At 67.7% G+C, this 26,020-nt stretch carries 21 protein-coding genes and 3 pseudogenes; 8 read left to right on the plus strand and 16 right to left on the minus strand.

The features are described 5' to 3' along the window. Positions 1 to 449: 449 nt before the first annotated feature. The 7 genes and pseudogenes from ACIBK1_RS34650 to ACIBK1_RS34680 form a co-directional block, all read right to left on the minus strand. Positions 450 to 1,331 (minus strand): annotated as a pseudogene (locus ACIBK1_RS34650) (IS256 family transposase); the annotation flags it as partial. Between the two features lie 57 nt (positions 1,332 to 1,388). Beyond that, entirely contained in the window at positions 1,389 to 3,326 is a 1,938-nt protein-coding gene (locus ACIBK1_RS34655) for a ThuA domain-containing protein (RefSeq protein ID WP_396739928.1), read from the minus strand. A 194-nt stretch (positions 3,327 to 3,520) separates the two neighbouring features. Continuing rightward, complete coding sequence (locus tag ACIBK1_RS34660) at positions 3,521 to 7,450, minus strand: ThuA domain-containing protein (protein WP_396739930.1); 3,930 nt, start codon at positions 7,448 to 7,450, stop codon at positions 3,521 to 3,523. Between the two features lie 219 nt (positions 7,451 to 7,669). Then, on the minus strand, positions 7,670 to 7,966 hold the full coding sequence (locus ACIBK1_RS34665; protein ID WP_396739932.1) for an ROK family protein: 297 nt from the start codon (positions 7,964 to 7,966) through the stop codon (positions 7,670 to 7,672). An 8-nt stretch (positions 7,967 to 7,974) separates the two neighbouring features. Beyond that, entirely contained in the window at positions 7,975 to 8,133 is a 159-nt protein-coding gene (locus tag ACIBK1_RS34670) for a DUF868 family protein (RefSeq protein ID WP_231513978.1), read from the minus strand. 19 nt (positions 8,134 to 8,152) lie between these two features. Beyond that, complete coding sequence (locus tag ACIBK1_RS34675; protein WP_139572575.1) at positions 8,153 to 8,722, minus strand: DJ-1/PfpI family protein; 570 nt, start codon at positions 8,720 to 8,722, stop codon at positions 8,153 to 8,155. A gap of 87 nt (positions 8,723 to 8,809) precedes the next feature. Next, positions 8,810 to 9,058 (minus strand): FCD domain-containing protein, encoded by a 249-nt coding sequence (locus ACIBK1_RS34680; RefSeq protein WP_396739934.1) that lies wholly within the window; start codon positions 9,056 to 9,058, stop codon positions 8,810 to 8,812. Between the two features lie 654 nt (positions 9,059 to 9,712). Here ACIBK1_RS34680 and ACIBK1_RS34685 point away from each other — a divergent pair. From ACIBK1_RS34685 to ACIBK1_RS34695, 3 genes and pseudogenes are all read left to right on the plus strand, one after another. Continuing rightward, positions 9,713 to 9,990: pseudogene (locus ACIBK1_RS34685) on the plus strand (IS630 family transposase); the annotation flags it as partial. A 1,189-nt stretch (positions 9,991 to 11,179) separates the two neighbouring features. Next, complete coding sequence (bla, locus tag ACIBK1_RS34690) at positions 11,180 to 12,127, plus strand: class A beta-lactamase (RefSeq protein WP_396739936.1); 948 nt, start codon at positions 11,180 to 11,182, stop codon at positions 12,125 to 12,127. 592 nt (positions 12,128 to 12,719) lie between these two features. Further along, entirely contained in the window at positions 12,720 to 12,857 is a 138-nt protein-coding gene (locus ACIBK1_RS34695; protein ID WP_396739938.1) for a hypothetical protein, read from the plus strand. Between the two features lie 835 nt (positions 12,858 to 13,692). Here the strand turns inward: ACIBK1_RS34695 and ACIBK1_RS34700 are convergent. Further along, positions 13,693 to 14,175, minus strand: a pseudogene (locus ACIBK1_RS34700) (IS5 family transposase); the annotation flags it as partial. Between ACIBK1_RS34700 and ACIBK1_RS34705 the strand changes: the two are divergent. Then, positions 14,150 to 14,437 carry a multicopper oxidase domain-containing protein gene (locus tag ACIBK1_RS34705; RefSeq protein WP_030512469.1) on the plus strand — a complete coding sequence of 96 codons (288 nt, stop codon included), beginning with the start codon at positions 14,150 to 14,152 and terminating at the stop codon, positions 14,435 to 14,437. The pseudogene ACIBK1_RS34700 and the gene ACIBK1_RS34705 sit on opposite strands and share 26 nt — an antisense overlap. Before the next feature lie 64 nt (positions 14,438 to 14,501). Here the strand turns inward: ACIBK1_RS34705 and ACIBK1_RS34710 are convergent, their stop codons facing one another. Next, complete coding sequence (locus ACIBK1_RS34710) at positions 14,502 to 14,957, minus strand: MarR family winged helix-turn-helix transcriptional regulator (RefSeq protein ID WP_051762880.1); 456 nt, start codon at positions 14,955 to 14,957, stop codon at positions 14,502 to 14,504. Between the two features lie 644 nt (positions 14,958 to 15,601). Here ACIBK1_RS34710 and ACIBK1_RS34715 point away from each other — a divergent pair. Next, a complete protein-coding gene (locus tag ACIBK1_RS34715) occupies positions 15,602 to 17,011 on the plus strand; it encodes an MFS transporter (RefSeq protein ID WP_396739940.1) in 1,410 nt (469 codons plus the stop codon). 174 nt (positions 17,012 to 17,185) lie between these two features. Here the strand turns inward: ACIBK1_RS34715 and ACIBK1_RS34720 are convergent, their stop codons facing one another. Further along, the gene (locus ACIBK1_RS34720; RefSeq protein ID WP_357314699.1) at positions 17,186 to 17,554 is read right to left on the minus strand and encodes an ArsR/SmtB family transcription factor; all 369 of its coding nucleotides are present in this window, start codon (positions 17,552 to 17,554) and stop codon (positions 17,186 to 17,188) included. 66 nt (positions 17,555 to 17,620) lie between these two features. On the opposite strand from ACIBK1_RS34720, the gene ACIBK1_RS34725 reads away from it, so the two are divergent. After that, a complete protein-coding gene (locus tag ACIBK1_RS34725) occupies positions 17,621 to 19,618 on the plus strand; it encodes a heavy metal translocating P-type ATPase (RefSeq protein WP_396739942.1) in 1,998 nt (665 codons plus the stop codon). A gap of 150 nt (positions 19,619 to 19,768) precedes the next feature. On the opposite strand, the gene ACIBK1_RS34730 is transcribed toward ACIBK1_RS34725, so the two are convergent. From ACIBK1_RS34730 to ACIBK1_RS34745, 4 genes are all read right to left on the minus strand, one after another. After that, on the minus strand, positions 19,769 to 20,305 hold the full coding sequence (locus ACIBK1_RS34730) for a DUF4396 domain-containing protein (RefSeq protein ID WP_357323075.1): 537 nt from the start codon (positions 20,303 to 20,305) through the stop codon (positions 19,769 to 19,771). 557 nt (positions 20,306 to 20,862) lie between these two features. Beyond that, complete coding sequence (locus ACIBK1_RS34735) at positions 20,863 to 21,798, minus strand: M56 family metallopeptidase (RefSeq protein ID WP_051762878.1); 936 nt, start codon at positions 21,796 to 21,798, stop codon at positions 20,863 to 20,865. Between the two features lie 78 nt (positions 21,799 to 21,876). Beyond that, positions 21,877 to 22,497 (minus strand): DUF305 domain-containing protein, encoded by a 621-nt coding sequence (locus ACIBK1_RS34740; RefSeq protein ID WP_396739945.1) that lies wholly within the window; start codon positions 22,495 to 22,497, stop codon positions 21,877 to 21,879. Positions 22,498 to 22,573: 76 nt separating this feature from the next. Further along, positions 22,574 to 23,011: a DUF6153 family protein gene (locus ACIBK1_RS34745; RefSeq protein ID WP_357323064.1), complete on the minus strand. Its 438-nt coding sequence runs from the start codon at positions 23,009 to 23,011 to the stop codon at positions 22,574 to 22,576. 472 nt (positions 23,012 to 23,483) lie between these two features. Here ACIBK1_RS34745 and ACIBK1_RS34750 point away from each other — a divergent pair, with 472 nt between their 5' ends. Further along, the gene (locus ACIBK1_RS34750) at positions 23,484 to 23,843 is read left to right on the plus strand and encodes a BlaI/MecI/CopY family transcriptional regulator (RefSeq protein WP_030512459.1); all 360 of its coding nucleotides are present in this window, start codon (positions 23,484 to 23,486) and stop codon (positions 23,841 to 23,843) included. Between the two features lie 40 nt (positions 23,844 to 23,883). On the opposite strand, the gene ACIBK1_RS34755 is transcribed toward ACIBK1_RS34750, so the two are convergent. Next, positions 23,884 to 24,288 (minus strand): MerR family transcriptional regulator, encoded by a 405-nt coding sequence (locus ACIBK1_RS34755; RefSeq protein ID WP_197042990.1) that lies wholly within the window; start codon positions 24,286 to 24,288, stop codon positions 23,884 to 23,886. A 55-nt stretch (positions 24,289 to 24,343) separates the two neighbouring features. Here ACIBK1_RS34755 and ACIBK1_RS34760 point away from each other — a divergent pair, with 55 nt between their 5' ends. Then, positions 24,344 to 25,117, plus strand: coding sequence for a methyltransferase domain-containing protein (locus ACIBK1_RS34760; protein ID WP_396739947.1), 774 nt, complete (start codon positions 24,344 to 24,346; stop codon positions 25,115 to 25,117). Between the two features lie 9 nt (positions 25,118 to 25,126). Here ACIBK1_RS34760 and ACIBK1_RS34765 read toward each other — a convergent pair whose 3' ends face one another. Further along, positions 25,127 to 25,327, minus strand: coding sequence for a hypothetical protein (locus tag ACIBK1_RS34765; RefSeq protein WP_030512456.1), 201 nt, complete (start codon positions 25,325 to 25,327; stop codon positions 25,127 to 25,129). Between the last annotated feature and the right edge of the window lie 693 nt (positions 25,328 to 26,020).

Below are 26,020 nucleotides of genomic sequence, written 5' to 3' on the forward strand. Positions count from 1 at the left end.
CTGGCCTTCCACCTGCCCAATGCTCCTGAGACGGCAGACGGGGGATGAGGTGCATGTCGCCGTGACTCTTCCTCCGATCGAGCGCTCCTGTTGAAGCAGCCCCAACGCTGCGAATCGGCAGCGCATCACTCGGTTCACCAAGTGCTGTGACCGGAAACGATCACCGGGTTCGCGTGTAGTCCGTCGCGCCGATTGGATGTGCCGTACAGGTCCGATCGGCGCGAGGAGGCGCGGTGGCAGAACTGGTCAGGGTGCGAAGACTGATGGATCAGGAAGGGCAGAAGCTGCAGCGGATCGTGCGCCGGGGTAGCATTGCTCGCCGGTACCGCACCGAGCTGGCGCCCGCCTGGTGCAGGCCGATGAAGGGTCACGTCCACTGAGGTGGTGTATGAGCTGCCACCGCGTGATCCGTTTCTGCAGGTTAAGCGGTGAGGGTGCCGGGGGGGCTGTTCCTGATTCGGCGTGTCTCCGGGGATCACTCGGAGGCGGGCTTTGGCGAGGATATCCAGGCCCATGTAACGGCGGGCTTCGGTCCATTCGTCGGTCTTCTCGGCCAGCACAGCGCCGACCAGACGGATGATCGCGGCCCGGTCGGGGAAGATGCCGACCACGTTGGTGCGGCGGCGAATCTCCTTATTCAGCCGCTCTTGGGGATTGTTCGACCAGACCTGCTTCCAGATCTCCCGCGGGAACTGGGCGAACGCCAGCAGGTCCTCTCGCGTGTGGTCCAGATGATCGGCGGCGGCCGGGTAGTTGGCCTCCAGAGCGTCGATAACCCAGCGGTGCTGGGCGCGTACCTGCTCGGCGGTGGGCTGGTCGAAGATGGTGCGGACCAGGGTCGCCACCCACGGCTGAGCCGATTTGGGCACGGTCGTGAGCAAATTCCGCAGGTAGTAGGTCCGGCACCCGTTGCCGCGACGCGCCCGGCAGGGTGGACCCGATCGCCTCGACCAGCCCGAGATGGGCATCAGAGATGACCAGCTGCACCCCCGACAGGCCGCGGGCGACCAGGCCACGCAGGAACGCCAGCCAGCCGGCGCCGTCCTCGCGTGAGGTGACCTCCAGCCGAGGATCTCCCGCTGTCCGTTGGCGTTCACGCCGGTGGCGACCAGTGCGTGCACGTTGACCGTGCGCCCGCCCTCGCGGACCTTCTGCGTGAGGGCGTCCAGCCAGACGAAGGTGTACGGGCCGCCGTCCAACGCCCGGGTACGGAACGCCTCCACCTGCTCATCCAGCGTCTTGGCCATCTGCGAGACCTGGCTTTTGGAGATGCCGCCGACCCCGAGCTGCTCGACCAGTTTGTCCATACGGCGGGTGGACACGCCGAGCAGCGCTCCAGCGTCAGCGCGGCGGGAGCGGCGATCCACCGCCCCCGCCGCGTGAACGGGTCAGTGGCGGTTGAGGTTCTGCATCCACTCCCGCAGCTCGCGCGCCTGCCGCGCGAGCTCAGAACGCGCCGCAGCGTCGCCGGAGGCCTTGTCGTTTGCCAGGTCGACGATCGAGTTCAGCGCCGGGATGGCGGTGGTGTAGTTGCGTGCCAGGTAGCTGTCCCGCGCGGTGTCCAGGGCGGCACCGGCGGCGTCCGCGGCGGCCGCGGTCAGCAGCCCGGCCGCTCGGTCGGCCTCGATCAGAAGGCTGGTCTCGCGGTAGGACGAGCAGTTGGCGCCCTTGCGGTCGGCGGTCGTCTCGATCCCGCCGAGGATGATCCGCATGAACGAGTCGTCGTAGTACTGCGTCCGGAAGTGGCCGAGGATGTTCGAGAACGCCTTGCCACCGCCCCAGTTCTGGCACCATGCGATCGGGTGGTCGCCGTTCATCAGCCGCAGCGGGTTGGTGGCCGCGTTGCCGCTGTTGAGGCTGCGCTGGTAGCTGTCCTCGTTGAGGCTCAGCAGCGTGTGCACGTCGGCCCGCATGTTGCGGTCGAAGTTGTAGAGCTCGTCGACCGTCATCCACCGGTCAGGGAGATGCGCGGTCGCCGGGTGCGTGTTGTCCTCGGTCACCACCTCGGTGTGGATGCAGCTGCCGCACTGGCCGAACCCGTTCTGGCCGCTCGGATGGTTGGTGAAGAACCCACCGACGAGGTCGCCGTACCACGGCCAGGTGCCGATCTCGAACGAGTCGGCGGCGCCGTGGATGCCGACATAGCCGCCGCCCTGGTGCATGTAGGCCTCGAAGTTCGGCTGCTCGGTGATCGAATTAAGCGGGCCCGGGTGCCCGACGTTCGACTCGAAGACGATCGTGTCGTACTGCTTGAGCGTGTCGAGGCTCAGGAACGGGCTCGTGGGCAGCGTGACGGTCGGGAGTTGCGGGTCGTAGACGTCGACGTTGAAGTTGTGCGCGATGCCGAGCTTCTGGATCGCGGCCACGGTGTGCGGGATGTGGTCGTGCCGGAAGCCCGTCGTCCTGGAGAAGACCAGGACGTTGTAGTCGGCGTCCGGGTTGTGCGGGAACGGGGCGAGCACCGGGTCCGGGATGAACTTCGGGCCCTCCGCGGGCTCAGACTTCAGGCCCGTCGCGGGCTCCGGCGCGAGCCGGCCTTTGAGCTGGTCGATCAGGTAACGCGCATCGCCCACGAGTGTGCTGCGGGCCGAGCCGGGCGCGATCCCGTCGCCGGCGATCGACACGAACTCGTTCAGGACCTGGCTCGCGCGCTTGGCCGAACCGGCGTCGGCGAGCGCCTTCGCCTCGTCGAGCTTGGCTTGGAGCGCCGCGCCGACCTCCGCCGGGACGCTGCCGGCGGTCACGAACCGGGTGATCAGCGTGCCGACGTCCGCGAACGATGTCGTCACGATGAACGTCTGCGTGTACTTCGCGCTGTTGGAAGCAGCATCGGAGAGATGCACCGCGAGCGTGTGCACGCCGAGCGACAGGTCGGACGTCTGCACCGGCAACGGCGGGACCAGCTTGCCGTCGAGGTACATGTTCAGCACAGCCACTCCGCCCGAGCCGGGGGCGGGGTCCGTGCGCGTCGGGATAAGTGTGGCGACGTGACCGACGTGACCGTCAGCGATCGCCGGGTACGATGCAGCCGGCGCGCGCGTGTCGATCCGGACCGAGATCGAGCGGAACGCAGCGACGTTTCCGGACGTGTCGACCGCGCGGTACCGGACGCTGGTGTTGCCCTCCTGCGTGATCACCGCCGACGCATTGGCCGACGCCGGCGCCCCCTCGACGGGCACGTCGATGTAGGCGGCGCCGCCGTTGAGCGAGTACTGGAACTTGGCGATGCCGACGTCGTCGGTCGCCGACATGTTCAGCGTCACCGAGCCGAGGTACCAGTTGTTCTGGCCGGTCGGCGCAGAGGGCGACAGCGTCGCCACGTTCATCGTCGGCGGTGTCGTTTCCTCTGCCCACGACGGTGCCGCGGGGATGAGTGCGGCCGCCGTCACACAGGCGGCCACTGCCGATGCGCGAAATCTTCTTCGCATGAGTGTCTTCTCTCTTACCGCTATACGGACGGGTTCGCTAGGCGCCGATGCCCGTGCCGACGAACTCGGGTTCGTCGGCACGGGCGGGTTCGCTAGGTGCCGATGCCCGTGCCGACGAACTCGGCCCAGTTGAGGTTGAACAGGTTGCCGCCCGTGGCGCCACCCGTGACCGAGCGGAACACCAGGAACAGCTCATGCGTCCCGGACATCGAGACTGGGAACGTCTGGCTTGTCCAGGTTCCCGTCCCGCCGGTGGACATGAGGTTGGCCGTCGTCAGGATCGGCCCGGTGATCGAGTCCTGACGGACCTCGATTGCTGCCAGCGGCGACCCGGGCGTGCGGCCGGTCGCCGCGTCCGCCACGCGGAACGTGATCGAATCGATGTTGGTCAGGTTGAATGGGCCGTTGAGCTGGAGCCAGTCGCCCGAGCCCAGGCTGCCGCGGTGCACGCCGGCGCCGCCGTCGGTGTTGGTCGCCGTGTTGGTGCCGGACTGGTTGACGACGAACTCCACCTCCTGGTGCTTCTGGCGGATCTGGTGCTGGCCGGTCGTGGTCAGCGGTGGGATGCCGCCCGGACCGCCGTGGTCGGTGTAGCGCGCCTGGACCACGCCGGAGACGTTGCCGCCGTGTGAGACGTCGTCGGCGACCGTGTGGAGCACGCCCGAGCAGCCGTTGACGGACTCCTCGGCGTGGCCGTGCGCGTCGTGGCCGAGCACGAACGTCACCTGCACCTCGGAGCAATTCACCGTCCCGTCCTCGGGGTCGGTGACCGTGACCGAGAACGGGATGTCGTCGCCGAACGCGAACGTCCCGCCCTCCACCGGCGTATTGACGACCACCGTCGGGCTCGTGTTGCCCACGGTGATCACGGTGCTGGTCGGGGTTTGCTTGCCGGACGAGTCGAGCACGGTCAGCACGGCCGTGTAGCGGCCGGACTGCGTGTAGGTGTGTGTCGGGTTCGGGTCGGTCTCGATCGCCGAGCCGTCGCCGAAGTTCCACTCGTAGCGGATCGAGTCGCCGGGATCCTCATCCAGCGAGCCGGCGCTGGAGAAGTTCACGGTCAGCGGCGTTGAGCCGTCGGTGCGGTCCGTGGTGAGCACGGCCTTCGGCGCGCGCTTGCCCTTGACGTACTCCCACTTGTACATGCCCGCGTCGGGGCTGATGACGTTGAACCCGTTGCCGTAGGTCAGCAGGTAGAACGCGCCGTCAGAACCGAACTGCAAGTCCATCGGGTTGTCGCACTCGAACCGGAACCTGCCTGCCCCGGCGTTCGCACGGCTGCCGCAATCCAGGAAGTTGTTGATCTTCTGGACGTGGTTGTTCTGCTTGTCGAGCTTGACCTCGCGCAGCGTGTCCTGCGTCCACTCGCTGATGATCACCGAGTCGTCGTAGTACGGCGGGAACTTGTGAGGGTTCGGGTTCTCCGGGTCGTAGTGGTACTTCGTGACCCCGTGCGGACCGACGCCGCCGGTGTAGAGCTCGGGGAACAGCCGCGGGCATTCGGTCGTCGAGCCGGGCGCGATCGGGCCCGGGGTCGGCGCGTAGTAGGCCTCGCACGGGGTGCCGAGCGGCGCGCTCGGGTTGTTGTCGCGGTAGGAGTACCAGATGTCCGGGTCGGTGACCGGCGGGACGTCCCTCAGGCCCGGCTCGACCGTCGGACCGCCCTCAATGTTCCACAGCGAGTCGTTGCGCTGCGTCGGCCCGTCGCAGTCGAACTTCTGAGGCGGGTTGTTCAGCGGCGTGCCCGCGGTGGTGGTGCCGGGCGCGAACTCGTGGAAGTTCCACTGGTAGTGCGCGAGGTCGCGCTTGTAGCACGTCGGCCAGCCGTAGTTGGACGGCTTGCGCACGATCTCGTAGCGGCCGGTGCCCGACGGGCCGTGCGAGCGCTGCGGTGTCTGGGCGTCGGGCGAGTAGTCGCCGATGTAGGCCACGTCGTTCTCGTCGACCTGGATCCGGAACGGGTTGCGGAAACCCATCGCGTAGACCTCCGGCCGCGTCTTGGCTTGCGGCGCGCCCGCGACCAGCGGGAACAGGTTGCCCGACGGGATCGAGTAGGCGCCCGTGCCGGAGCCGAAGTCGGCCTTGTTGGCGTCGGCGGCGGAGATGCCGCCGTCCTTGACCTTGATCCGCAGCACCTTGCCGCGCAGGTCGTTGGTGTTCAGCGCGCTGCGGCGCGAGTCACCGGTGAGCCGCTGATACCAGCCGCCCGCCTGCGTCGTGTTGGTGGCGATCGCCGGCGTGGCGGTGCCGGTCAGGCCGGCGCCGTCGGCGGTGATCTGCGGCTGATCGGACTGCTGCTTGCCGCGGCGGAAGAACACGTTGACGTTCGACGTGTTGACCGGGCCGCCGCTGGTCTGGATCTCATCCGTCTCGATGTTCGAGAGCGCCTCGAGCGCCGCGTCGATCGCATTGCGATCCGCGTTCCACGCGATCGGCTCCGTCGTCTGGCCCTCGAAGGTCAGCGTGAACGTGCCGCCCGTCGCGTTGGTGACGCGCACGGTCTGCTGCTCGTCGGTCTTCTGCGAGTTGTACGGCCCGTAGCCGCCGGCGTTGATGCCGCCCGCGGGCGTGTCATCGCCGGTGACCATCCAGAGGTTGCCGTGCTTGTCGAAGTCGATGTCACCCCCGACGTGGCAGCACTCCTGGCGGTTGACCGGCACGCGCATGATCTGCTGCTCGGAGCCCATGTCGAGGTGCGCCGGCGTGCTGTCGGTGGCGTCGACGAACTTGAAGCGGCTGAGCTGGAAATAGCCCACGTACGGATCCCACGCGGTCTTGGACGCCGCCACGTCCGGCGGGGTGGTGTTCGGCGTGATCTGGGTGACGACCGATCCGTCGCTCAGCTTGACGTCGGTGACCTCCTTCGGCGAGTAGTAGAGGTAGACCCACTTGTTGGTCGCGAAGTTGGCGTCGACCGCCGGGCCATAGAGCCCGTCCTCGCCCGCGGAGTAGATCTGCTGCGTCATCGGCAGGCTCGGATCGGCGAAGTTGGCGACGACCGTGGTGACGCCCGTGGTCGGGTCGTGCATGCGCAGCGAGCCGAGGCGGTCCGTCTGCAGAACGCGGCCGTCCGGCAGCTGGTCGAAGCCGATCGGCTCCTGCAGGTTCGGCGGCGAGCCGATCTTCGTCTGCTGGTAGTTGGCCAGCACGGTCGCGCCGCAATCGCTGTAGACCGGGTCGGCCTGGCCCGCGGCCCAGCCGATCGCGCCCTTGAGGTGCTTGGTGAGGCCGGCGTCGAAGCTCGCGGCCGTGTTGCCCAGGCCGGTGTAGAACGAGCGGCCGCCCTGGAAGTCCTTACACCACGAGACCGGGTGATCGGCGCCCATCGTGCCCCCGGCGATCCCGTCGAGGTTGGCGCCCTGCGGCTGCGGCCCGAAAGGGTCCTCGACGACGGTGTCGAGGACGTGTGACACACCGCGGACGTTCTTCGTGAAGTTGTACCAGTTGTCGGTCCGCGACCAGATCTGCGGCAGATCCTTGGTCGCGTCGTGGACACGGTCGGCGACCTTCACGTCACCCGATTGCACGTCGGTCCTGCCGGACGCACGCGTCCCCAGGAGGTCAGTCAGGAACGACCAGGACTCGTCGGTCTCGACCGCCGAGCCGACGCCGACGAAGCCGCCGCCGTCGCGGAAGTAGCTCTCGAAGTTCGCGCGTTGCGTGTCCGTGAGCGGGCTCGCGTGACCCGTGTCCAAGAACACGACCGCGCGGTACTGCGCCAGCTTCTTCTCCGTGAAATGGTCGCCCACGTCAGCGGGCCCGGGCGCCACGACCGTGAAATGACCGGTTCTGGCCGCATCCCGGATCGCGGCAAGGCCGGCCGACGACACCGCGTCCTGGGTGCTGCGCACCACGAGCACCTTGAAGCGGGCGTCTGGTGGTGCGGCCTTGGCGGCAGGCGCGGACGGCTGCGGCAGCGCCGCTGCAGCGACCTTGAAAGCGGGCTCAGCCGCCGTGGGGGCCTCGGCGCTCACCGGCGTCGCGAGGAGCGTGATGAAAGGGGCGATGAGGGCTAAGGCCATCGTGGTCGCGGTGCGACGTCTCGGGCGTCGTCCGTTTTCTGGCAGGGCTGCGTCGAGCAGCCTGGCCCACGTTCGATGACGTGGTGACATGGGAAACCCTTTCCTGACTGGGGGGACGTCAGGCAAGGCGCGCGCCGCCGCGCTTGTTGCCGCTTGTTGCGTTGGTTGCGGATACGGGGGGTTGCTGGAGAGGTGCCGCCTCCAGGTCTGTGGGGGCCGTCAGTAGGCTGTCGGCCGGGGTAGTGAATCCATGATCGTTGTCGGGTCGTCGATGATCCGGTTGACCACCATGCTCGCGGCGCCGCGGGAAGCGGCGCCGAAGCCGAGCGTGGAGGCGACGAATCGGCACTGGGCGGCGGGGGCTGCCACCACGAGCCGCTGCAGCTGATCCTGCGCGTGGGGCAGCAGCCACTCGGCCGGTGAGGCGAAGTAGCCCCCGATGACGATCAGTCGCGGGTTGAACAGGTTGGCCGCGATCGAGCCGCCGAGCCCGAGCCATTGGCCGACCTGCGCCACCGCCTGCATCATGCGCCGGTCGCCAGCGCCTGTGCGGTCGCCGCCCAGGCTCCGGATCCGGTCGTACCGGGTCCGGAGCCGTGCAGCATCAGCACCGCGGGCCCGGTGCCGCTCTCCATGACCTGAACGGGGGAGCCGTCGACCGTGACGGTCCGAAGCGCCGTCACCGGGACAGGCCAGGTGTGCTCATGCGGACGCGGAGTTGACGGACTTCGAGAAGACCTCCATCATCACCCGGCCGAACTGCGGCATGTCAGGCCAGCCGCGGCAGGAGACAAGGTTTCCGTCCACGACGTCGGGAGCGTCGATGACCGTCGCGCCCGCGTTCTCCATGTCACCGGTGATGGGGGGGAAGCACGCCGTCTTACGGCCCTTCAGCAGCCCGTACACAGCCGGCACCTGCGCGCCGTGGCACACGAGCGCGATCGGGAGGTTGCGCGCGAAGAAGTGCTCGGTGATGCGCCTGACGTCGGCGTCGACCCGGATCCACTCGGGGGCACGTCCCCCGGGAATGATGAGGGCGTCATAGCGCTCGACGTCGACTTCGGCCCAGGGCACGTCGACCGGCAGCTTTCGGCCGTTCTTCTCCACGTACGCGTCGGAGTTGGGGTCGAACTCGTGGATGACCAGCTGAACGTCACGCATCGTCCGTGACGAGACGTCGACGTCCCAGCCGCCCTCCTGCACGCGATAGTAGGGATACATGGTGTCGAGCTCCTCGGCGGCGTCGCCGGTAAGGAGCAGCGCTCTGGGCACCTACTTCTCCTCGCATCTGGGGCGGGTGAGACGGATCCAATCCGATCCGATCCGACTGCGTCAGCATTCCTCGGCCCAGCCCGCCCGTCAAGCCTTTACCGTCATTCCGTCCGAGCCCTTGACTTCGTCGAACAATCGGCGGAACCGCTCGCCGGACAGCAGGATGTGCCGGCGCATGGCGTAGGCGGCGGCGGGGTCACGCGCGGCGATCGCGGCCAGCACCTCTTCGTGCTCGGCCATGGCCAGGTGAGTGACCTGGGTGTCGTGGAGAAGCCGGAACAGGTGCACGTGCGTGTGCAGGCGAGCGAGCGCTTCGGCCGCTTCCGGCCCCGACACACCCGACGGCCCCAACAACCTGCAAGTCACCGACCGTCACATCAACATACGTAATAGCCGAGTTTCGGGAAGTCCTCCAGCTGTCCAAGCAGCGTGTCGTACACCTCGTCGGCAAGCCGGCCGTGGGATCTTCCCGGCGCGTTCCGCCCGTCCTGGCCTCACGGCCCCGCGCGATCGTCGCTTCGTCGTCCGTCGTGACGTGAGGTCCCTTCTAGCGTCTTCGCGAACCTGTTGACATCGGTCGCAACGCTGCTGCATGCTAACGACGACTCGGATCGTATAGGAAAGGTGACGGATGCTAGTCATCCTGCACTATCGCGGAACCGCCCGCCAGCGCCCTACTTCGACCACCTAAAGCTCCCCTGAGCATGCTCGACGTCCTGCTCGGTTCGCCACCGGGCCACACAAGGACCGAAGGACTTCTCGACTGACTGAAGACCCAGTACGTCGCGGCGTACTCGTGACGCCGGTCTGCGGGGCGGCGCCCGCGACAGCCCGGCAATTCGACCAAGGGTCACCGTCATCTTCCTCTCCTCCGATCGCGGACGCATCCGTTCTCCGCGTCGCGGAACGCGTTCTTTCATTTCATTCGGCTGGCTCATCACGACCTCGCGATCGGCCTCGTTGATCGCTCCTGCCGGCGCAACCGCTGTCGGCCGGGCCCTCCGGCTCGGCCGGGAGGCATTACGTGCTCTGCTGGCCCGGCATGAGGTCACCTTCCAGCGCACCAAGACCTGGAAGGACTCCCCTGACCCCGACGTCGACGCCAAGCTGGACCGCATCGAGTACGCCCTCACCCAGCGCCCGGAGCGGACCTTCGCCTTCGATGAGTTCGGCCCGTTGGGCATCCGCCCTGCCCACGGGTCCGGATGGGCCAAGCAGGGCCGGACCGGCTGCCGGCCACCTACCGCCGCACCCACGGGATCACCTACTTGGGGGTCAAGGGGTCGTGGGTTCAAATCCCGCCGTCCCGACACTGTCGTAGCAGGTCAGAGGGCTGATCACTTCTAAAGTGATCAGGCTCTTCTGATGTCTGACCGTCGTTTGACCGTGAAGCAGAACGTGCCGATCCGGTCCGACCCGTGCCACTTAATGTCGGGCCCGACCAGCGGATCCACGGTCAACGACGGTGCGCCTGTCCGCAGTGTTCAAATGAGCTTCCTCGTCATCCATGGAACTGTCCGTTTTGGCGGGATTCGGTGATAGTTAATCTACGCTGTAAAGGTCGCGGTCCTGAGTCTCAAGCGTCATCGAGATGCGTCGTCCTCCCGCGCACGAGGACGAGCTGCACTGCGTGGTACGGCTGGAGTCCGCGACCACCAGGGGAACACCACCTCGATCGAGATGCTGTCATACAGGCCGTGGCGCTCGAGCGTGTTGGTGGCCCGGCCCGGGCTGGCCACCGCTGTTCGAGCCGGCCGCCGTGATGATCGAGGTGCAGGCGTACGACGCCACCGGCCTCGGTGCGCGGCCTCGGTAACCACGGCCCGACCGGAGCACGCTCGGGATGTCGGCGTCTTCCCATGATGGTCACGACGGCAACTCCCGGCCGAAGGAGCCCTGCCATGGAGAACCGGCCCATCCTGATCGACCACAAGCGCAGGAACTCACCGGCGATCCACCAACTCGCCGAGCATGTCCTTGACCTTCTCGGCGCGGCCGACGCAGCGTGCTCTACCGGGACGACCGGCAAGTCAAGTTCCTGTACGTGGGCCTGCACCAGGGATGGGACCCTGAGGATGCCGGCGGCGAACCCACCGGGTGGAGCACCCTCGTCGCCCGCCCGGTCTCTACCGGTCGAGCGCGTTGCCTGAAGGCGGCAGTCCTGCCGCCGGAACTCCGGCGGGTACGGCGGACGTGACATCGGCACTTGTGAACTCCTCCGGGACACATCGTCCCTAGCACTTAGGTGTCCACAAGACCGGGGCAACATCAGTGGCTAAAGACCCGCCGACCGAAAGGCCCAGACCCGGCGGGAGGTGTGTCCGGCCACCTCGGCGAGTTCGAAAGCGCGGTCGCCGCGGCCGGAGTTTTCCCGGTCGGTGATTCGCACGAGGCGGGTTTGACCGCCATGATGTCGTGATTGCCTAGAGCCCCGGCAAGTGAAAGGAGGTACTACCGATGCCCGTTGAGCCGCCCGGCCGGTCCCGCCGCGCTTTACTGATGGCCGCGGCGCTCTTGCCGCTGGCGGGGTGCGACGCAGATGATGGCTCAGCGTCCGGGCCATCGCTGGCACCGGATCGCCGCTCACCCGGTTCCCCGGCACCGGAGCGCCGTGCGGTGGGCTTCCCAGACAGATCGCAGTTCGCGGCACTCGAACGCAAGCACGGCGCCCGGCTGGGCGTGTACGTCCTGGAAACCGGTACCGGCGCCAGTTTGGCCTACCGCGCCGACGAGCGTTTCGCGTTCTGCTCCACTTTCAAGGCGCTCGCCGCGGCGGCGGTCCTGCACCAAAACCCCGTCAGTCACCTGGGCAAGCGCGTCACTTACACCGGAGCCGACGTCAACTCCATCTCGCCGATCACCAAGGATCACATCGCGACCGGAATGACCATCAGGCAACTGTGCGACGCCGCCATCCGATACAGCGACGGCACGGCCGGCAACCTGCTGATGCGCGACATCGGCGGTCCGGCGCGGTTGACCGCCTACCTGCGCAGGCTCGGCGACACCGTCAGCCGCATGGACAACTACGAGCCCGAGCTGAACAGGGACCGCCCACGGGACCCGCGCGATACCACCACTCCCCGGGCGATCGCCGCCGACTACCAGAAGCTCGTGCTCGGTGAGGCGCTGAGCGCCGGCAAACGCGCCCTGCTCAAGGACTGGCTCGTACGCAACACCACCGGAGCTAAACGCGTACGGGCCGGGCTCCCCAAGGGATGGACGGTGGCCGACAAGACCGGAACCGGCGACTACGGCAGGGCCAACGACATAGCCATCGTGTGGCCGCCGCACGCCGCCCCGCTCGTAATGGCCATCATGTCCGACCGGCCCGGATACCACACACCGCCCAAGGACTCACTGATCGCCGAAGCCACAGCGCGGATCGTCTCCGGCCTCACCTGACCCTCGTCTCCTGCCCAGGCCTTGCTCAGAGCGTTCCCGCTGCTCGGCCTGGACGTGCCCGGTGTGAGACCGGCCCTGCACCAGTGTTTGACACAGTTGGGCAGTCACTTCACCCAAGCCTATTTTCCGGAACCATTTCAGCGGCGGGCATAAGCCAACCTGCCAAAGGTTGTCACACCGCATGCCGGTGCGCATGGACGAACCTGGACAGGTCGGCGATGTCCCGAGCCAACTGGTCGTGCCGAGAGATGTGAGCAGCACGGACCAGGTCGCGGCGGCCTGTCACCCTGCACGGTCGTCGCCCCTGTCATAGTCCCACACGCAGCATCGGGTTGTTCTTCCACTTGTCGCGGTGGCGGATGTACTGCATCACCACCGGGGACTTCTCCGACCAGCGGCCGTGCTGGCAGATTCCCGACATGGTCGCGCCGGCGTCAGCCGCGTAGGTCGTCGAGGGGGAAAAGGGGCGTCACCAGCGGCGGGTACCGCAGGTGACGCCAGCGAAGGCCGACCTAACTCGACGATCAACGGCGCGTAGAGACCGCCATCGAGCTGCGGCCCGGAATGCGGGTGGACCCAGTAGGTCCCGGCGGTGAACGCAGTCAGGAACAGCGGCAGTCCCAAGGCCAGGCCCAGAGCCGACAGGATCACAAGACACGCCGTGCTCGGATCGAACGGCGAGTGGGAGCCGGCGTCGTGCGTGGACGAGTCGCTGCCGGAGGAGCTGTGATGCGAAGTAGCAAGCCCAATGTCGGCCGTATGCGTTGTCATGGCCGCTGACATCGACATCGCGCCGGGGTCATCGTGCTCATGCCCGAGCGCGTGTATGGCGGCCACGCCTGTCAGAGGATCATCGGCAGCATCGCGCGGAGAAGCGCCGCTGCTGGTCCCCGGGCCGCCATTATGTCCTCCAGGGTCGATACCTTCTATCTGTGATAGTAGGGCCCCTTATGCCTGGCGACGGTTCCTCTCCTTCGAAAAGCAACCCGAGCCAGCTACAAGCCGCCGTAGAGGCGATACCGATCGGGACGTCAAACAGTCTCGATTCACGGCAGCCCAACGTTGGTGTCGATACCGCTTGAACTAGCCGATCACCTCCTCGACCCGGGGCTAACCGATCAACAAATCGGGACAGATGGGTTGTTCCAGTGCCAGATGCCGCAGGACGCTTCTACTAGGGGTGATAGTAGATTTAATTGATTACTAAAGAGCCGGAATGTCCGTTTGTGGGCTTTTGGAGAGGTAATCAATGATTCGTCTGGAGTGGTCACTTCAAGTCTACGAGTGGCATTTCCATACGCATCTAATTCTCGGTAATCCATCAGGGAGACGATGAGATGCTTGTACTCCGTAACATCATCGCCGGCGTCGCGGCCGGCACCGCTCTGGCCGGCAGTGCTGTCTGCCTGGGCGCCCTCACCTACGCCAGTCCCGCCAGTGCCGTGACCGTACACGGCGCCGGAAGCTGTCAGTCCGGTAGCTGTCAATGTGCCGATTGCAGCTGCGATGGTTGCGGGTGCGACGACTGACTCGGCACCACTAGGGCCTGTACGGTGTTCGGATCTTCAGGCGGGCTGAAGGCTACGGATCCACAAGATGGCACCTCGTAAGTAGAGGCCGGCGAGATAGCTCTCGGGGGTCTTGTCGAAGCGGAAGGCCAGGCCCCGCCACTCCTTGATCCGATTGATGCAGCGCTCGGCTGTGTTGCGTTCCTTGTACAGGCCCCGGTCATGGCTGACCGGGCGGCCACCGCGCGACCCTCGTTTCTTGCGGTTGGCCGCCTGGTCGGCCTTCTCGGGAATCACCGCCCGGATGCGGCGCCGGCACAGGTAGCAGCGGTTGGTGCGGGAGGAGTACGCCTTATCGGCGACCACCGCATCAGGGCGGGTACGCGGGCGGCCGATGCGCGCCCGGACCTTGATGCCGGCCAGGACAGCCCGAAACTGCGGGCTGTCGGAGGCCTGACCCGGCGTCACGACGAACGACAGCGGGCGGCAGCACCGGTCGGCGGACAGGCGAACCTTGCTGGTCAGGCCGCCGCGCGAGCGCGTCCTCCCCGTCCGCGCCGGGGAACGGGTCCGGCTGCGGTTCGTCAACCGGTCCTTGATGTGGCATCCCATGCACCCGCACGGCCACACCTTCGCCCTGACCGCCGGCGGGATCCGCAAGGACGCCGCCATCGTGCTGCCGAACAGCACTGTCGAGGCGGACTTCGACGCCGACAACCTCGGCTTGTGGATGATCCACTGCCACAACGTTTATCACGCCGAGGTCGGGATGATGACCAACCTCGGCTACGTCCAGGCCTGATCACCGGGGGTGGCGCCTGTCCGCCCCTGCCCGGCATCGTGACCATCGACGGCCGGCGATCTCCTCAGGTGGCCGCTGCGGCGGTGGTCTCACGCAGAGCACGGGTGAGAGCGGGCAGCGCCACGGCCAGAGCGGAGCGTTCGGCGCCCGTAAGCCTCGTGAGAACCTGGCCGTGACGCTCGTGCAGGTGCGTTGACATTCGTGCCACGACCACACGACCGGCCTCACTCAGCATGAGGCGGTAGTAGCGACGGTTGGCCTGATCGCGTTCCCGGACGAGCCAGCCCTTGCGCTCCAGCCCCGCGATAAGGCGGCTGACGCTGCTCTTCTCCAGGCGTAGACGGTCGGCGATGTGCTGCTGCGGCACCGGGCCGGTGTGCCAGATCTCGAGGAGGGCCAGTCCTTCGGAGAGAGTCATCGCCAGATCCGGCACCAGTGCGTCGCCCCGCTGAAGGCCCATCTCGATGACGAGCTCCATCAGGAGCGCTTCAAGGCCGTCAGGTGTCGGTTCCTGCTGCACAGATCCTCCATAGTTGCAACATACAACTCTGCTCGCTACTCTCTCTCAAGAGTTGCATCGTACAACTTTCACGAGGGGGCGGGATCGTGGCAGTTACGCAGACACCGCAGGGCAAGCGGGATCGCGAAGTGGTCCGCTCACTGAGCCGGCTCGCGGCTGTGATCGGGTGGACCGGAGGCCCACCGTTCCTGCTCGGGGTGATCCCGCACCCGGCCCGAGACGCGCCGGGATCCGTGCGTACGGCCAGGTGCACGGGCTCACACGCAGTTTTCAGGTCCTGAGCCCGATGCTGATCGCTGTATGCCTGGTCGCCGCCTCTTTCCCAATCGCGTGAAAGGCCGGGCGTAGTGCGCTCGCCGGAGTGGTCACACGCTCGTCGGGCAACTGCTCCGGGTCGCGCTGCTCGCGATTGACGGCTCGCGCAACCCCGCCGACGGCCAGGTTCGCGCCGGACGTCACGCGCACGCCGGCCGATCGAGCCGGGAGTCGCCATGGTTGCCCTGCCAGCCCTCGTGATCGAGCCCCGTTGACCCGTACATAACTGCTCGAATCATTCGCTGCGTTTGGGTTCGTCGCGCAGCCTTCACATCCCCTTCCGGAGGTCTCTCATGAGCCATCCCGTCTCCGCTCACCATGCGCATGCCGTGCAGGCACATCCCGAGACCCCACCTGACCGGCGCCGCTGGACGGCCCTCGCGTTGGTGTGCCTGGCCCAGTTCATGCTGATCCTCGACGTCACCGTCGTGAACGTCGCGCTGCCCAGCATGAGCGCCGACCTTCACTTGGACCGCGAAACGCTCACATGGGTGGTCACCGCCTACACCCTCTGCTTGGGAGGGCTGATGCTGCTGGGCGGCCGGCTCGCGGACGGGCTCGGCGCGCGACGGACCCTGTTGGCCGGTCTCGCCGTCTTCACCCTCGCGTCGCTTGGAACGGGCCTGGCCCCGAGCGGATCCGTGCTCATCGCCGGTCGTGTGGCGCAGGGAGTCGGAGCGGCCCTGCTCTCCCCGGCGGCGTTGTCCATCGTCACCACCACCTTCCACGGCGCTGAGCGCAACAAAGCGCTGGGCGTCTGGGCCGCTCTGGGCGGTATCGGATCGGCGGCGGGAGTCATCCTGGGCGGCGCGATCACGGCCGGCCCCGGCTGGGAATGGGTGTTCTTCATCAACGTCCCTGTCGGCGTCGTGGTGCTGGTCGCCCTGCCGTTCACCGTCCCGGCCCCGGCACGCCAGGCTCAGCGGGGTCGGATCGATCTGCTCGGGGCGCTGCTGGTCACCGGGGCGACCGCCTCCCTCATCTACGGACTGGTCAAAGCGGGCGACGCCGGCTGGGGCGGGACGGCGACGCTCGTGGCACTGATCGCCGCCCTGGCGCTGTACGCCGGGTTCGGCATCGTGGAAGGGCGGGTTCGTGCGCCGCTTATGGACGTTCGCATGCTCTCCCGGCGTCCCGTCCTCGCGGGTGCCTTCCTCATGCTGGTCGCCAGCGCGCTGCTGATCGGCTTCTTCTTTCTCGGTTCCGTCTACCTTCAGCACGCCCGCGGTTACACCCCCCTCGGCACCGGCCTCATGTTCCTGCCCGTCGCGATGGCCACCGGAATCGGTGCGCACGTCGGCAGTCGTCTCATCGGGCGCATAGGCAGCCGTCCGATCGCCGCCGCGGGGTTGGCGCTTGCAGCCGTCGGCTCCTGGCTGCTCACCGGCCTGTCCGCGGGGGCCGACGTCTGGGCGGTCCTGGTCCCCGGTCTCGCCGTGGCTGCCGTCGGCCTCGGCGCCGTGTTCGTCGCGGCCACCACCTCCGCACTCGGCTACATCTCCCATCAGGAGGCCGGCCTCGCATCCGGCGTGGTCAACACCTTCCACGAGGTCGGCGGGTCGGTCGGCGTCGCCGTCGTCTCCACCGTCGCGGCCGGCGGTATCGAGACCGGCACGATCACCGGCTTCGGAACGGCCTTCACGGTGTGCGCCGTCAGTGCCGCCCTCGGTGCCCTCGTCGCCTTGACTCTGGTCCCAGGCGGCAGGCCACAGCACGTTGCGGGGCCGCACGCTCACTGAGGACCGAGGTTTCACGCATTGTCACGGCACACGAAAGCCGTACGGTGGACAGCCGGGGGGAGGAGGACTGCTCGCCCCGCCGGCGTCTCGCCCGAGGCGCCGGCCCTCCGGCGAGAGGGCCGGGATTCCGCCGCGCACCGCCAAGGCTGATTGCGGGGGCGGTCCGGCTGTGTGTCAGGAGGCGGCGCGTGCGGGCCCGGCCGTGGTGGCGGAGTCCTGGTCCCCGCGATCGATGTGGTCGGCGTGGAACAGGCCTTCGGCCAGCAGCCGGCGCACGTGCTCGTCGGCTGCGCTGTAGTAGACGAAGGTCCCCTCGCGCCGGCCCTTGACCAGCCCGGCCAGACGCAGCTTGGCCAGGTGCTGGCTGACCGCGGTCGGGGCGGCGCCGGCGAGCTCGGCCAGGCAGGCCACCGACGACTCGCCCTGCAGCAACGCCCACAAGATCTTGATGCGGGTGGGGTCGGACAGCAGCCGGAACGACTCGGCGGCCAGGTGCACCTGTTCCTCGTTCGGCATCTCGAAGTCGGGCAGCGAGGTGTGCATGCCGCCAGCATAGCCCCGAATCCTTCTACTTGCGTATCTGCATGAGTGCGCATATAGGCTGGCAGGGTGACGACAGACCTGACAACGCGACCCGCTCCCAGGGGGGCAGCCGCACCCGGCCGCCCGTGGGCGTGGTGGCAGTCCGGGGCCGGATCGCTGCCCGGGGTGCGCTGGGCCATCGCGGCGACCGGTCTGTTCGCCGCCGGCGGCGTCTGCCGGCTGGCCGGGGCACCCTCCTGGCTGTGGTGGGGGCTGTATCTGAGCTGCTATGCCGCCGGTGGGTGGGAGCCGGGGCTGGACGGGCTGCGTGCGCTGCGTGAGCGGACGCTGGATGTCGACCTGCTCATGGTCGCCGCGGCGATCGGCGCCGCCGCGATCGGGCAGGTTTTCGACGGCGCGCTGCTGATCGTCATCTTCGCCACCTCAGGGGCGCTGGAGGCGGTGGCGACCAAGCGCACCGCCGACTCGGTGCGCACCCTGCTAGACCTGGCGCCCGAAAAGGCGACCCGGCTGGACCCGGCGGGGCGGGAAGAGGTCGTCGAGACCGCCGATCTGGCCCTCGGCGACGTCATCGTGGTACGGCCCGGGGAGCGCATCGGCGCCGACGGCCAGGTGGTCGACGGGGTCAGCGACGTCGACCAGGCGTCAATCACCGGTGAGGGCCTTCCGGTGGACAAACAGGCCGGCGACGAGGTGTTCGCCGGCACCGTCAACGGCGCCGGCGTGCTGCGGGTGCGAGTGGGCAGCCCGGCCGGTGAGACGGTGATCGCCCGGATCGTGGCCATGGTCGAGCAGGCCAGTGCCACCAAGGCACGCGCCCAGCTGTTCATCGAGAAGGTCGAGCAGCGCTACTCGGTGGTCATGGTCGCCGCCACCCTCGCGCTGTTCGTGATCCCCCTCGCGCTGGGGCAGGACCTGCGGGGCAGCCTGCTCCGCGCGATGACCTTCATGATCGTCGCCTCGCCGTGCGCGGTGGTGCTGGCCACCATGCCGCCGCTGCTGGCCGCCATCGCCACCGCCGGCAGGCACGGGGTGCTGGTCAAGTCCGCCGTGGTCATGGAACAACTCGCCGACGTCACCCAGGTGGCCTTCGACAAGACCGGCACCCTCACCGAGGGCCGCCCCGACCTGACCCACATCCGCGCCCTGCCCGGCACGAGCCTCAGCGAGCGTGAGCTGCTCACGCTCGCCGCCGCGGCCGAGGACGGCTCGGAACACCCACTCGGCCGGGCCGTCACCGCCGCCGCCCACGGCAAGGGCCTGCGGCTGCCCCAGGCCGCAGGGTTCACAGCGGTGCCCGGACGTGGCGTGCGGGCCCACGTCGCCGGTCACCTGGTCGAGATCGGCAGCCCTACCCACCTGCTACCCGAAACGGCGCCCGGTGCCGGTGCGTCCCGTGCCCTGGTGGCCGAGCTCGAAGACGGCGGGCATACCGCCGTGGTGATGCTGCTGGACGGCCGCCCGGCCGCGGTGCTGGCCCTGGCCGACCGCGTCCGGCCCGGCGCACCAGACGCCGTGGCCCGCCTTCGCGCCCTCATCCCGGCGCCGCCGGTGCTGCTGACCGGGGACAACCCCCGCGCCGCCGCCCGGCTGGCCGCACAGACCGGCATCACCGACGTCCGCGCCGGTCTGGTGCCCGAGCACAAGGTCGACGCCGTACGCGAACTCCATCAGCAGGGGGCACGAGTGGCTCTGATCGGTGACGGTGTCAACGACGCCCCCGCCCTGGCCACCGCACACACCGGCATCGCGATGGGCGACACCGGCGCCGACCTGACCCTGGAGGCCGCCGACGCGGTCATCACCCGCGACGAGCTCGCCGCCGTCCCCACCGTGATCGCCCTGGCCCGCCGCGCCCGCCGCCTGGTCATCGCCAACCTCGCCATCGCCGCCGCGTTCATCGCCGTACTGGTGGCCTGGGACCTGCTCGGCGACCTGCCGCTGCCGCTCGGCGTCGCCGGGCACGAAGGCTCCACCGTCATCGTCGGGCTCAACGGCCTGCGCCTGCTACGAGGCGCCGCCTGGCAACGCGCCGCCGGCGATCCCACCGGACGTCGGCCCTGATTTTCTTGGCGGCGATCTTCGCGCGACCTCGGTGCGTATCTGTCCCCGGGGCAGCAGGGGTTGGCGCCGAGACGACGTCCGTCCCGAGTGGCGGATTCCGCGGCGGGCCCATCACCGCGGCCTGACCGAACACGCCGGCGAGACCGCAGCTCAGTGGTGGTAGGCGTGGACAACGGCGTGTCCCTTGCCCTTGCCGATGATCCACTTGTTGATCGGCGTGGTGACCAAGAAGGCGACGAACAGGGAAAGCGCCAGGGTGCCCCAGAACAGGGCGGACGTCAAAGTGGCGGCCATGGCGCCCGGGATGGCGATCATGACGCCGTTGTCCACGATCTCCATGATGATGATGGAAACGGTATCGGCTGCCAGCGCCAACTTGATCGCGCCGGCCCAGCCCACTCCAGCCTTTCGGAGGGGGAGCAGGGTCAGCAGATAGCCGAAGAAGAAGGCGAGCACGACGGCCAAGGCGACGGACAGGCCGGTGGTCCAGCCGAGCGCGGTGGAAATCACCAAGCCCAGCACTTCGCCGATGGCGCACCCGGTCAGGCAGTGCAGCGTCGCGGACGCGGCTGTCCGCCAGGATGCTTTCGTTCCGACGCCGTGATGCGAGTGGGCTGCATGGTCCAGGGTCGGCGGGTGCTCGCCGTGCTCGTGCTCCATCTGGTCGTGGCGGTGCTGCTCGGTCATGACGACTCCGACACATGTAGGTGGGCCTCGTTACTCGTCAGAGAGTAATACCCCCAGGGGGTATCGGCAAGCATGGCGGTCCAGGTGCGCCCGGCGTCGGTGGTGCGGATCAGTCCGAGGTGTGCGTGCGCCCCCGCTGCGGCGTCGGCAAGGGAAGGATGGCGGCCGGCCAGGAAAGTGCTGGGTGCCACAACTATGAAGCCCTGCTACTAGGAGCCCTAGTAGTTCTTGCATCCACTGAAACGCGATGCTGACACGGGCCGATCCGCTGGACGTGCCCACCACTCCGCGTATCGGGCGCGGGACGGTACACAAGATGCGGCAGAACCTGGCCTGGGTGATCGGCTACAACACCTTGGTGCTGCCCATCGCTGCGGGAGTGTTCGTACCCGCCCTCGGCCTGGTGCTGCGCCCTGAGATCGCGGCGCTGTCGATGTCAGGCTCCGGCTTCATCGGGGCCATGAACGCCCTTGCGCTCAAGGGACTCAGCTGCGCACCGTGCAAGATCGCAGTCGCTGACGCGATTGGGAAGGTCATGGCATGTCTGCCGAAGACACTCAGCAAGGAAGCGGCAGCATCATCACGCCCAGCGTCACCAGTACGGCGGGGACGCCGACCGCGGCGGCGACGGCGAACCAAGACAGAGACCTGACGTGAGGCAGTCGTGGAGGCGTCTGTGGAGAGGTCAGCCGGGCGATTCTCAGCCTGGCGATGTACGCGGTGGCGGGGTTGACGGCCAGGGCACCCACTGAGCACGACGCGACTGAGAGCTTCTGTAGCGCACCGATGAGTGGAGCCCTTCCGTGGTGGTGCGCCGCGTGATCGTCGGCGGCCAGTTCCAGCAGGCCGGGCAGGGTGGCGTACGCGAGCCGTAGCGTGCCGAGCCAGGGAACCGCGGCACGCAGTGCGTCGGCCAGCATCAGGACCAGGTGGTGCCGCTGCCGCAGGTGCGCCCGCTCGTGGGCCAGCACCGCCTCCATCTCGGCCGGGCCGAGCCGGTCGAGCGCGCCTGTGGTCACGACGATGGGCCGTTCTCGCGCCGGTAGGCAGTAGATCATCGGCATGGGGTGCTCGAGCACGCGGACGTCCGGTGTCCCGGATAGATCCCCCGCGACCACGTCGAGCATCTGCCGGTGCTCGCGGCGTTCCCGAACGGTCCGGACCACCCTGGGCACGGCCAGGCCAAGGGACGTGATCACCGCCGCGAGAAGCAGGACCGTCGCGAATGCCGCCACCGGGGATATGGCATGGCCGTCCTTTGGCAGGCAGTCGGCGAGCCAGTCGATGAGCCGGTGACCGGGAGTGGAGGGCCAGACGAGTGCGATAGCGGTCAGCCCGGTCAAGGCCAGCATGGTGCCGGCGAGGGCGGCGGTCCACAGTGCTACGGCGGTGCCGGGCAACCCTGCGAACCATCGCGCACGCAGCAGCATGGGGCCCGCGAGGTGCCCGAGCAGGAACACGCATCCGGCCAAGGCGATGATTGCGGCGATCATTCCCAGTTCTCACCTTCTCGCGCCTGGGATTCGAGGAACGGGTGGGCGACGGCCACCGTCGCCCACCCGCCGGGAGTCCTACTTCAGGAGCTTCTTCATGGTGCTGATCTCCGCGGATTGGCTGGTGATGATGGAGTCGGCCATCTGCCTGGCCGGTTCGTAGACGCCGGATTCCCGCTCCTCCTTGGCCATGGTGATGGCGCCCTCATGGTGCTGGATCATCATCGTCAGGAACGCCTTGTCGAACGCGGCGCCCTTGAGGCCTTCGAGCTTCTTCATGTCCTCGCCGGACATCATGCCGGGCATTCCGTGGTCCATATGGTCCATCGGCATGGCGTCCTCGCCGGGGGCCTGAACACCCCAGCTTTCGAGCCAGCCGGTCATCGTCTGGATCTCGGGACCCTGGGCGGCCTCGATCTGCTTGGCCAGCTCCTTGACCTTGCTGCTGCCAGCACGGTCCTCGGCCAGCTTCGCCATCTCAAGGGCCTGACGGTGGTGCGGGATCATCATCTGCGCGAACCAGATGTCCCGGTCGTTGTGGTCCGCGGCCGGGCTGGTGGCAGGAGCCGGTGATTCGGCAGGCATCGCCGACATCGACGACGTGGCGGACATGTCGCCGGTGGCGGTGTCCGTGGAGCCGCAGGCACTGACCAGCAGACCGGCCGACAGCAGGGCGGCGGGAATGGCAAGACGCGTCATGGATGAACACTCTCCGTGTGTAGATGCAGGCAGGTGGCGGGAGCTCGACGGCGAGGCAGACCGTCGAGTGCGCCTTCTACACCCGGATCACACAGAGTTGCGCGAGAGTCGGCCCTCTGGGACGGGCGGTCGGCCCGCGGGGGAGGAACGACTGCAAGAACAGCCGAATCGGCGGGGCACCGAAGCGGCCTGCACCCACTATGACGAGGAGAAGTAGTAGGACCCACCCGGCCAGGAGGAAGGCGAGACAGACCTGGCCGCCACCGTGACCCTGGTGGGGAGAGCTGGGTTCGCCGCTGTGCCGGTCGTGGGATCCGGCCGTCGGCATCGCCGAATGATCGCTCTGAGCGGAGTGCAGGGCCAGGACGCTAGAAGTAGGAAGAGGTCCTGGTGAGGGCTGCAGCCCGTGCATGGCGAGCAGGCCGCACAGGACGGCGGCAAGCAGGAGTAGTCCGCTCAAGGAAGCGAGCCTGCGCGCCACACCGTCCCTAGTCACAGTGGACACATTACCCATCGATCCAGGCGCTTCCCGCGTCACCCGGCAATGCCTTCCTATGCACTCACTACTATCCGCACTAGTGAACGTGATGGCCTCCGGCGATACCACTGCCGGGCCATCGGCATCTGACGTTCAACCGCGATCGTCGACCGAGACCGGAAGCAGAAGAAGCGAGTCGTGGTGCCGTCTTGGGGACAGTAGGTCGGGAGAGACATCCGATAGCGCGATTGCCACACACGCCTTGAACTACCGCCTCTCTCTGCAGCGGACTCGGCCACCAGGCGGCAGGTCGACGGCTGTGGAGCTCAACAGGGATACTGTGATCGTCGGCGCCGGGAGGAGACGCCACTGATCCCCGTCGCGGCATCCCGGGGGCAGTTGCCGGTCGACTGTCACTGCCTACGACAGGAGTCCGGAATCGGTGATCGCTTTGTTGCACCAGGCCTGATCTACTAGCCTACTTAGGAAGGACGAAAGCGGAGGAGACGTGCGCGAGTTCGGCAAGCTCGAGGCGGCGGTGATGGACTGCGTCTGGGCTCTCGGCCGGCCCGTGTCCGTACGCGAGGTGCTGACCGAGCTCCAGAAGAGCCGCGACATCGCCTACACCACGGTGATGACGGTGATGGACACCCTGCATGGCAAGGGCTGGCTGCGCCGTCGGTTGGAGGGCCGCGCCTACAGTTACGAGGCTGTGGCCTCGCGCGAGGCGTACACGGCTCGTTTGATGCGCGGAGCGCTGGCCACGAGCAACAACCAGGCGGCGGCGTTCGTCCACTTCCTCGCCGAGCTCACCCCCAAGGAGGTGGAGGCGCTTCGGCAGGCGTTGAAAATCGTGCCCCCGAGCTGACCTCCGCCCACCCGCCAGGCTCCGGTTCGATTCAGCGTACTCAGACAGGGACATGCGGTCGCGCTTCCCGCCCGATCCTTTCGGTGACCATGGCTTGGAAGTGCGCACATGAGGTGAAGTCATCGTGGTCGCAGTCCAGCGCACATCGGATGAGCTCCAGCGAGGCTTCCGCCTGGGCGATGCGCCGTCTCAAATCGTTCTCGAGACGCCGCAGAATGACGCGCCGTTCCGCCGGCTCCCTGGCCGCGGTCATCTCCCGGATGTCGTCGAGCCCGAACCCGGCTTCCTTCGCCCGCAGGATGACCGCGATCCGGTAGAGGTCATCGGGACCGTACCTGCGGCGGTCGCCTCCGATCCGCGCCGGCTCCAGCAGGCCGACGGCCTCCCAGTGGCGCAGGACGTGCGTGGCCAGGCCGAAGTGTTCCGCCACCTCTCCGATCCTCATCGCCGGAGGGTTCGAGTTTGACTTCATGTCGACATTAAGTCGCATGGTGGGGCACATGTCCAACGACGAGATGCCCCGTGTGCCAGCCGAAGATCTTAATCCGCTCATCCGGCTGCTCGACGCGGCCGACGCATCCCCCGGCGCGGCAGCCCTCCGTGCCCGAACCTACGAACTGCTGCACATCGCCCCCGGAATCCCAGCGGTCGACGTCGGTTGTGGTACCGGCCGCGCCGTGGCGGAGATGAGCGAGCGGGGGACCGAAGCCATCGGCATCGACGCCAGCGTGCAGATGATCGATGAGGGCCGTCGACGCCGGCCGGATCTGGACTTGAGGGTGGGCGACGCCTACGAGCTGTCCCTTCCGGACGGCTCTGTAGCGGCTTACCGAGCCGACAAGGTGTACCACGAGCTCGACGACCCGGCGAAAGCGCTCGGTGAAGCGTTCCGCGTGCTCACACCCGGCGGGCGAATCGCCCTGATCGGCCAGGACTGGGAGAACTTCATCATCGACTCGGACACTCCCACGATCACCCGCACCATTGTCCAGGCGCGCGCGGACATGGTTCCGAATCCTCGCGCCGCTCGCCGCTACCGCAATCTCCTGCTCGACGCCGGCTTCGAGGACGTGTCGGTAGAGGTCCGCAGCGGCATCTTCACCGACGCCACCATGTTGCCGATGCTCTCGGGCATCGCCGAGGGAGCCTTCGCGGCCGGCGCCCTCGATCGGGAGCAAGCCGGCAGGTGGATCGCTGAGCAGGCCGCGCGGGCCAAGGCGGGGCGGCTCCTCCTTGCGATACCGCTGTTCCTCGCCTCGGCACGCCGACCCTGACGAGAACGCCTACCGGTGACGGTCAAGAGACCGGGCGTACGCCGCCCACGAAGGGGCGCGTCTTGATGCTGACATCTTCACCGCGTCTCCCGTCTGCGGGGCGTGAACCATCATGCCGCCGCCGACGTACATGCCGTTGTGGTGAAGGTCGGAATAGAAGGTGGCCCGCTTGAGGATGCCGACGTCCTCGTTCTTGAGAACGCCTATCATGCACCGTAGAGGACCATTTAGTCCAGTCAGGTGATCGACGAGCGTGCAGCGATACACGCCCGGACCGGAGCCGTACGCCTCGCCGCGCGGGCCGATGAGCCGAGTGATTCCGACCTTGCAGGCCTGTCTGCGGTACTTGTCGTGGTCGTGGCCGCGGTTGGTGCAGAGCGTGTCTTGTCGCCGGCGGGGCTGGCCGCGACGGCCCGGCGCTGGTGGGATCGCGTGGATGAGCGGCATCGACTGAGTCGGGACCAAGCGCACCGCTTGCCGAAGCCGCGATAGCCTAGCTTGGACGAAATCGTCCTGTTGGCTCCTGGTCGAGGGATCGGCCGAACTCATGGGGCCAGCCACCCGCCGCAACTCGAGGATGGAGCACGCAGGAGCCGTCAGCCGCGGAACCGACTGCGCCGATGCTGGAGTAAGACGGTGCGGATGGATCTGACACCAACCAGGCGGAACAACCGTTCAGCAGCTGCGCACGGACGGATCGTTCTGACCGGTCATACGGACAACTTCTTATGGGGGATTTCCGACATCGATGACACCATCCGCCGCCTCTCCGCTTAGGCGGAGGCAGGAGCTGATGTCCTCTACGCTCCGAACCTGCCCGACGGGGCCTCCATCAGCGCAGTCATCAGGGCTGTCGCCCTGCAAAGGGAGACCTGACGGCACTCGCGTCGAATTTCAACTTCG

This window comes from Microbispora rosea (genome assembly GCF_044460045.1).
Classification (GTDB): domain Bacteria; phylum Actinomycetota; class Actinomycetes; order Streptosporangiales; family Streptosporangiaceae; genus Microbispora; species Microbispora rosea.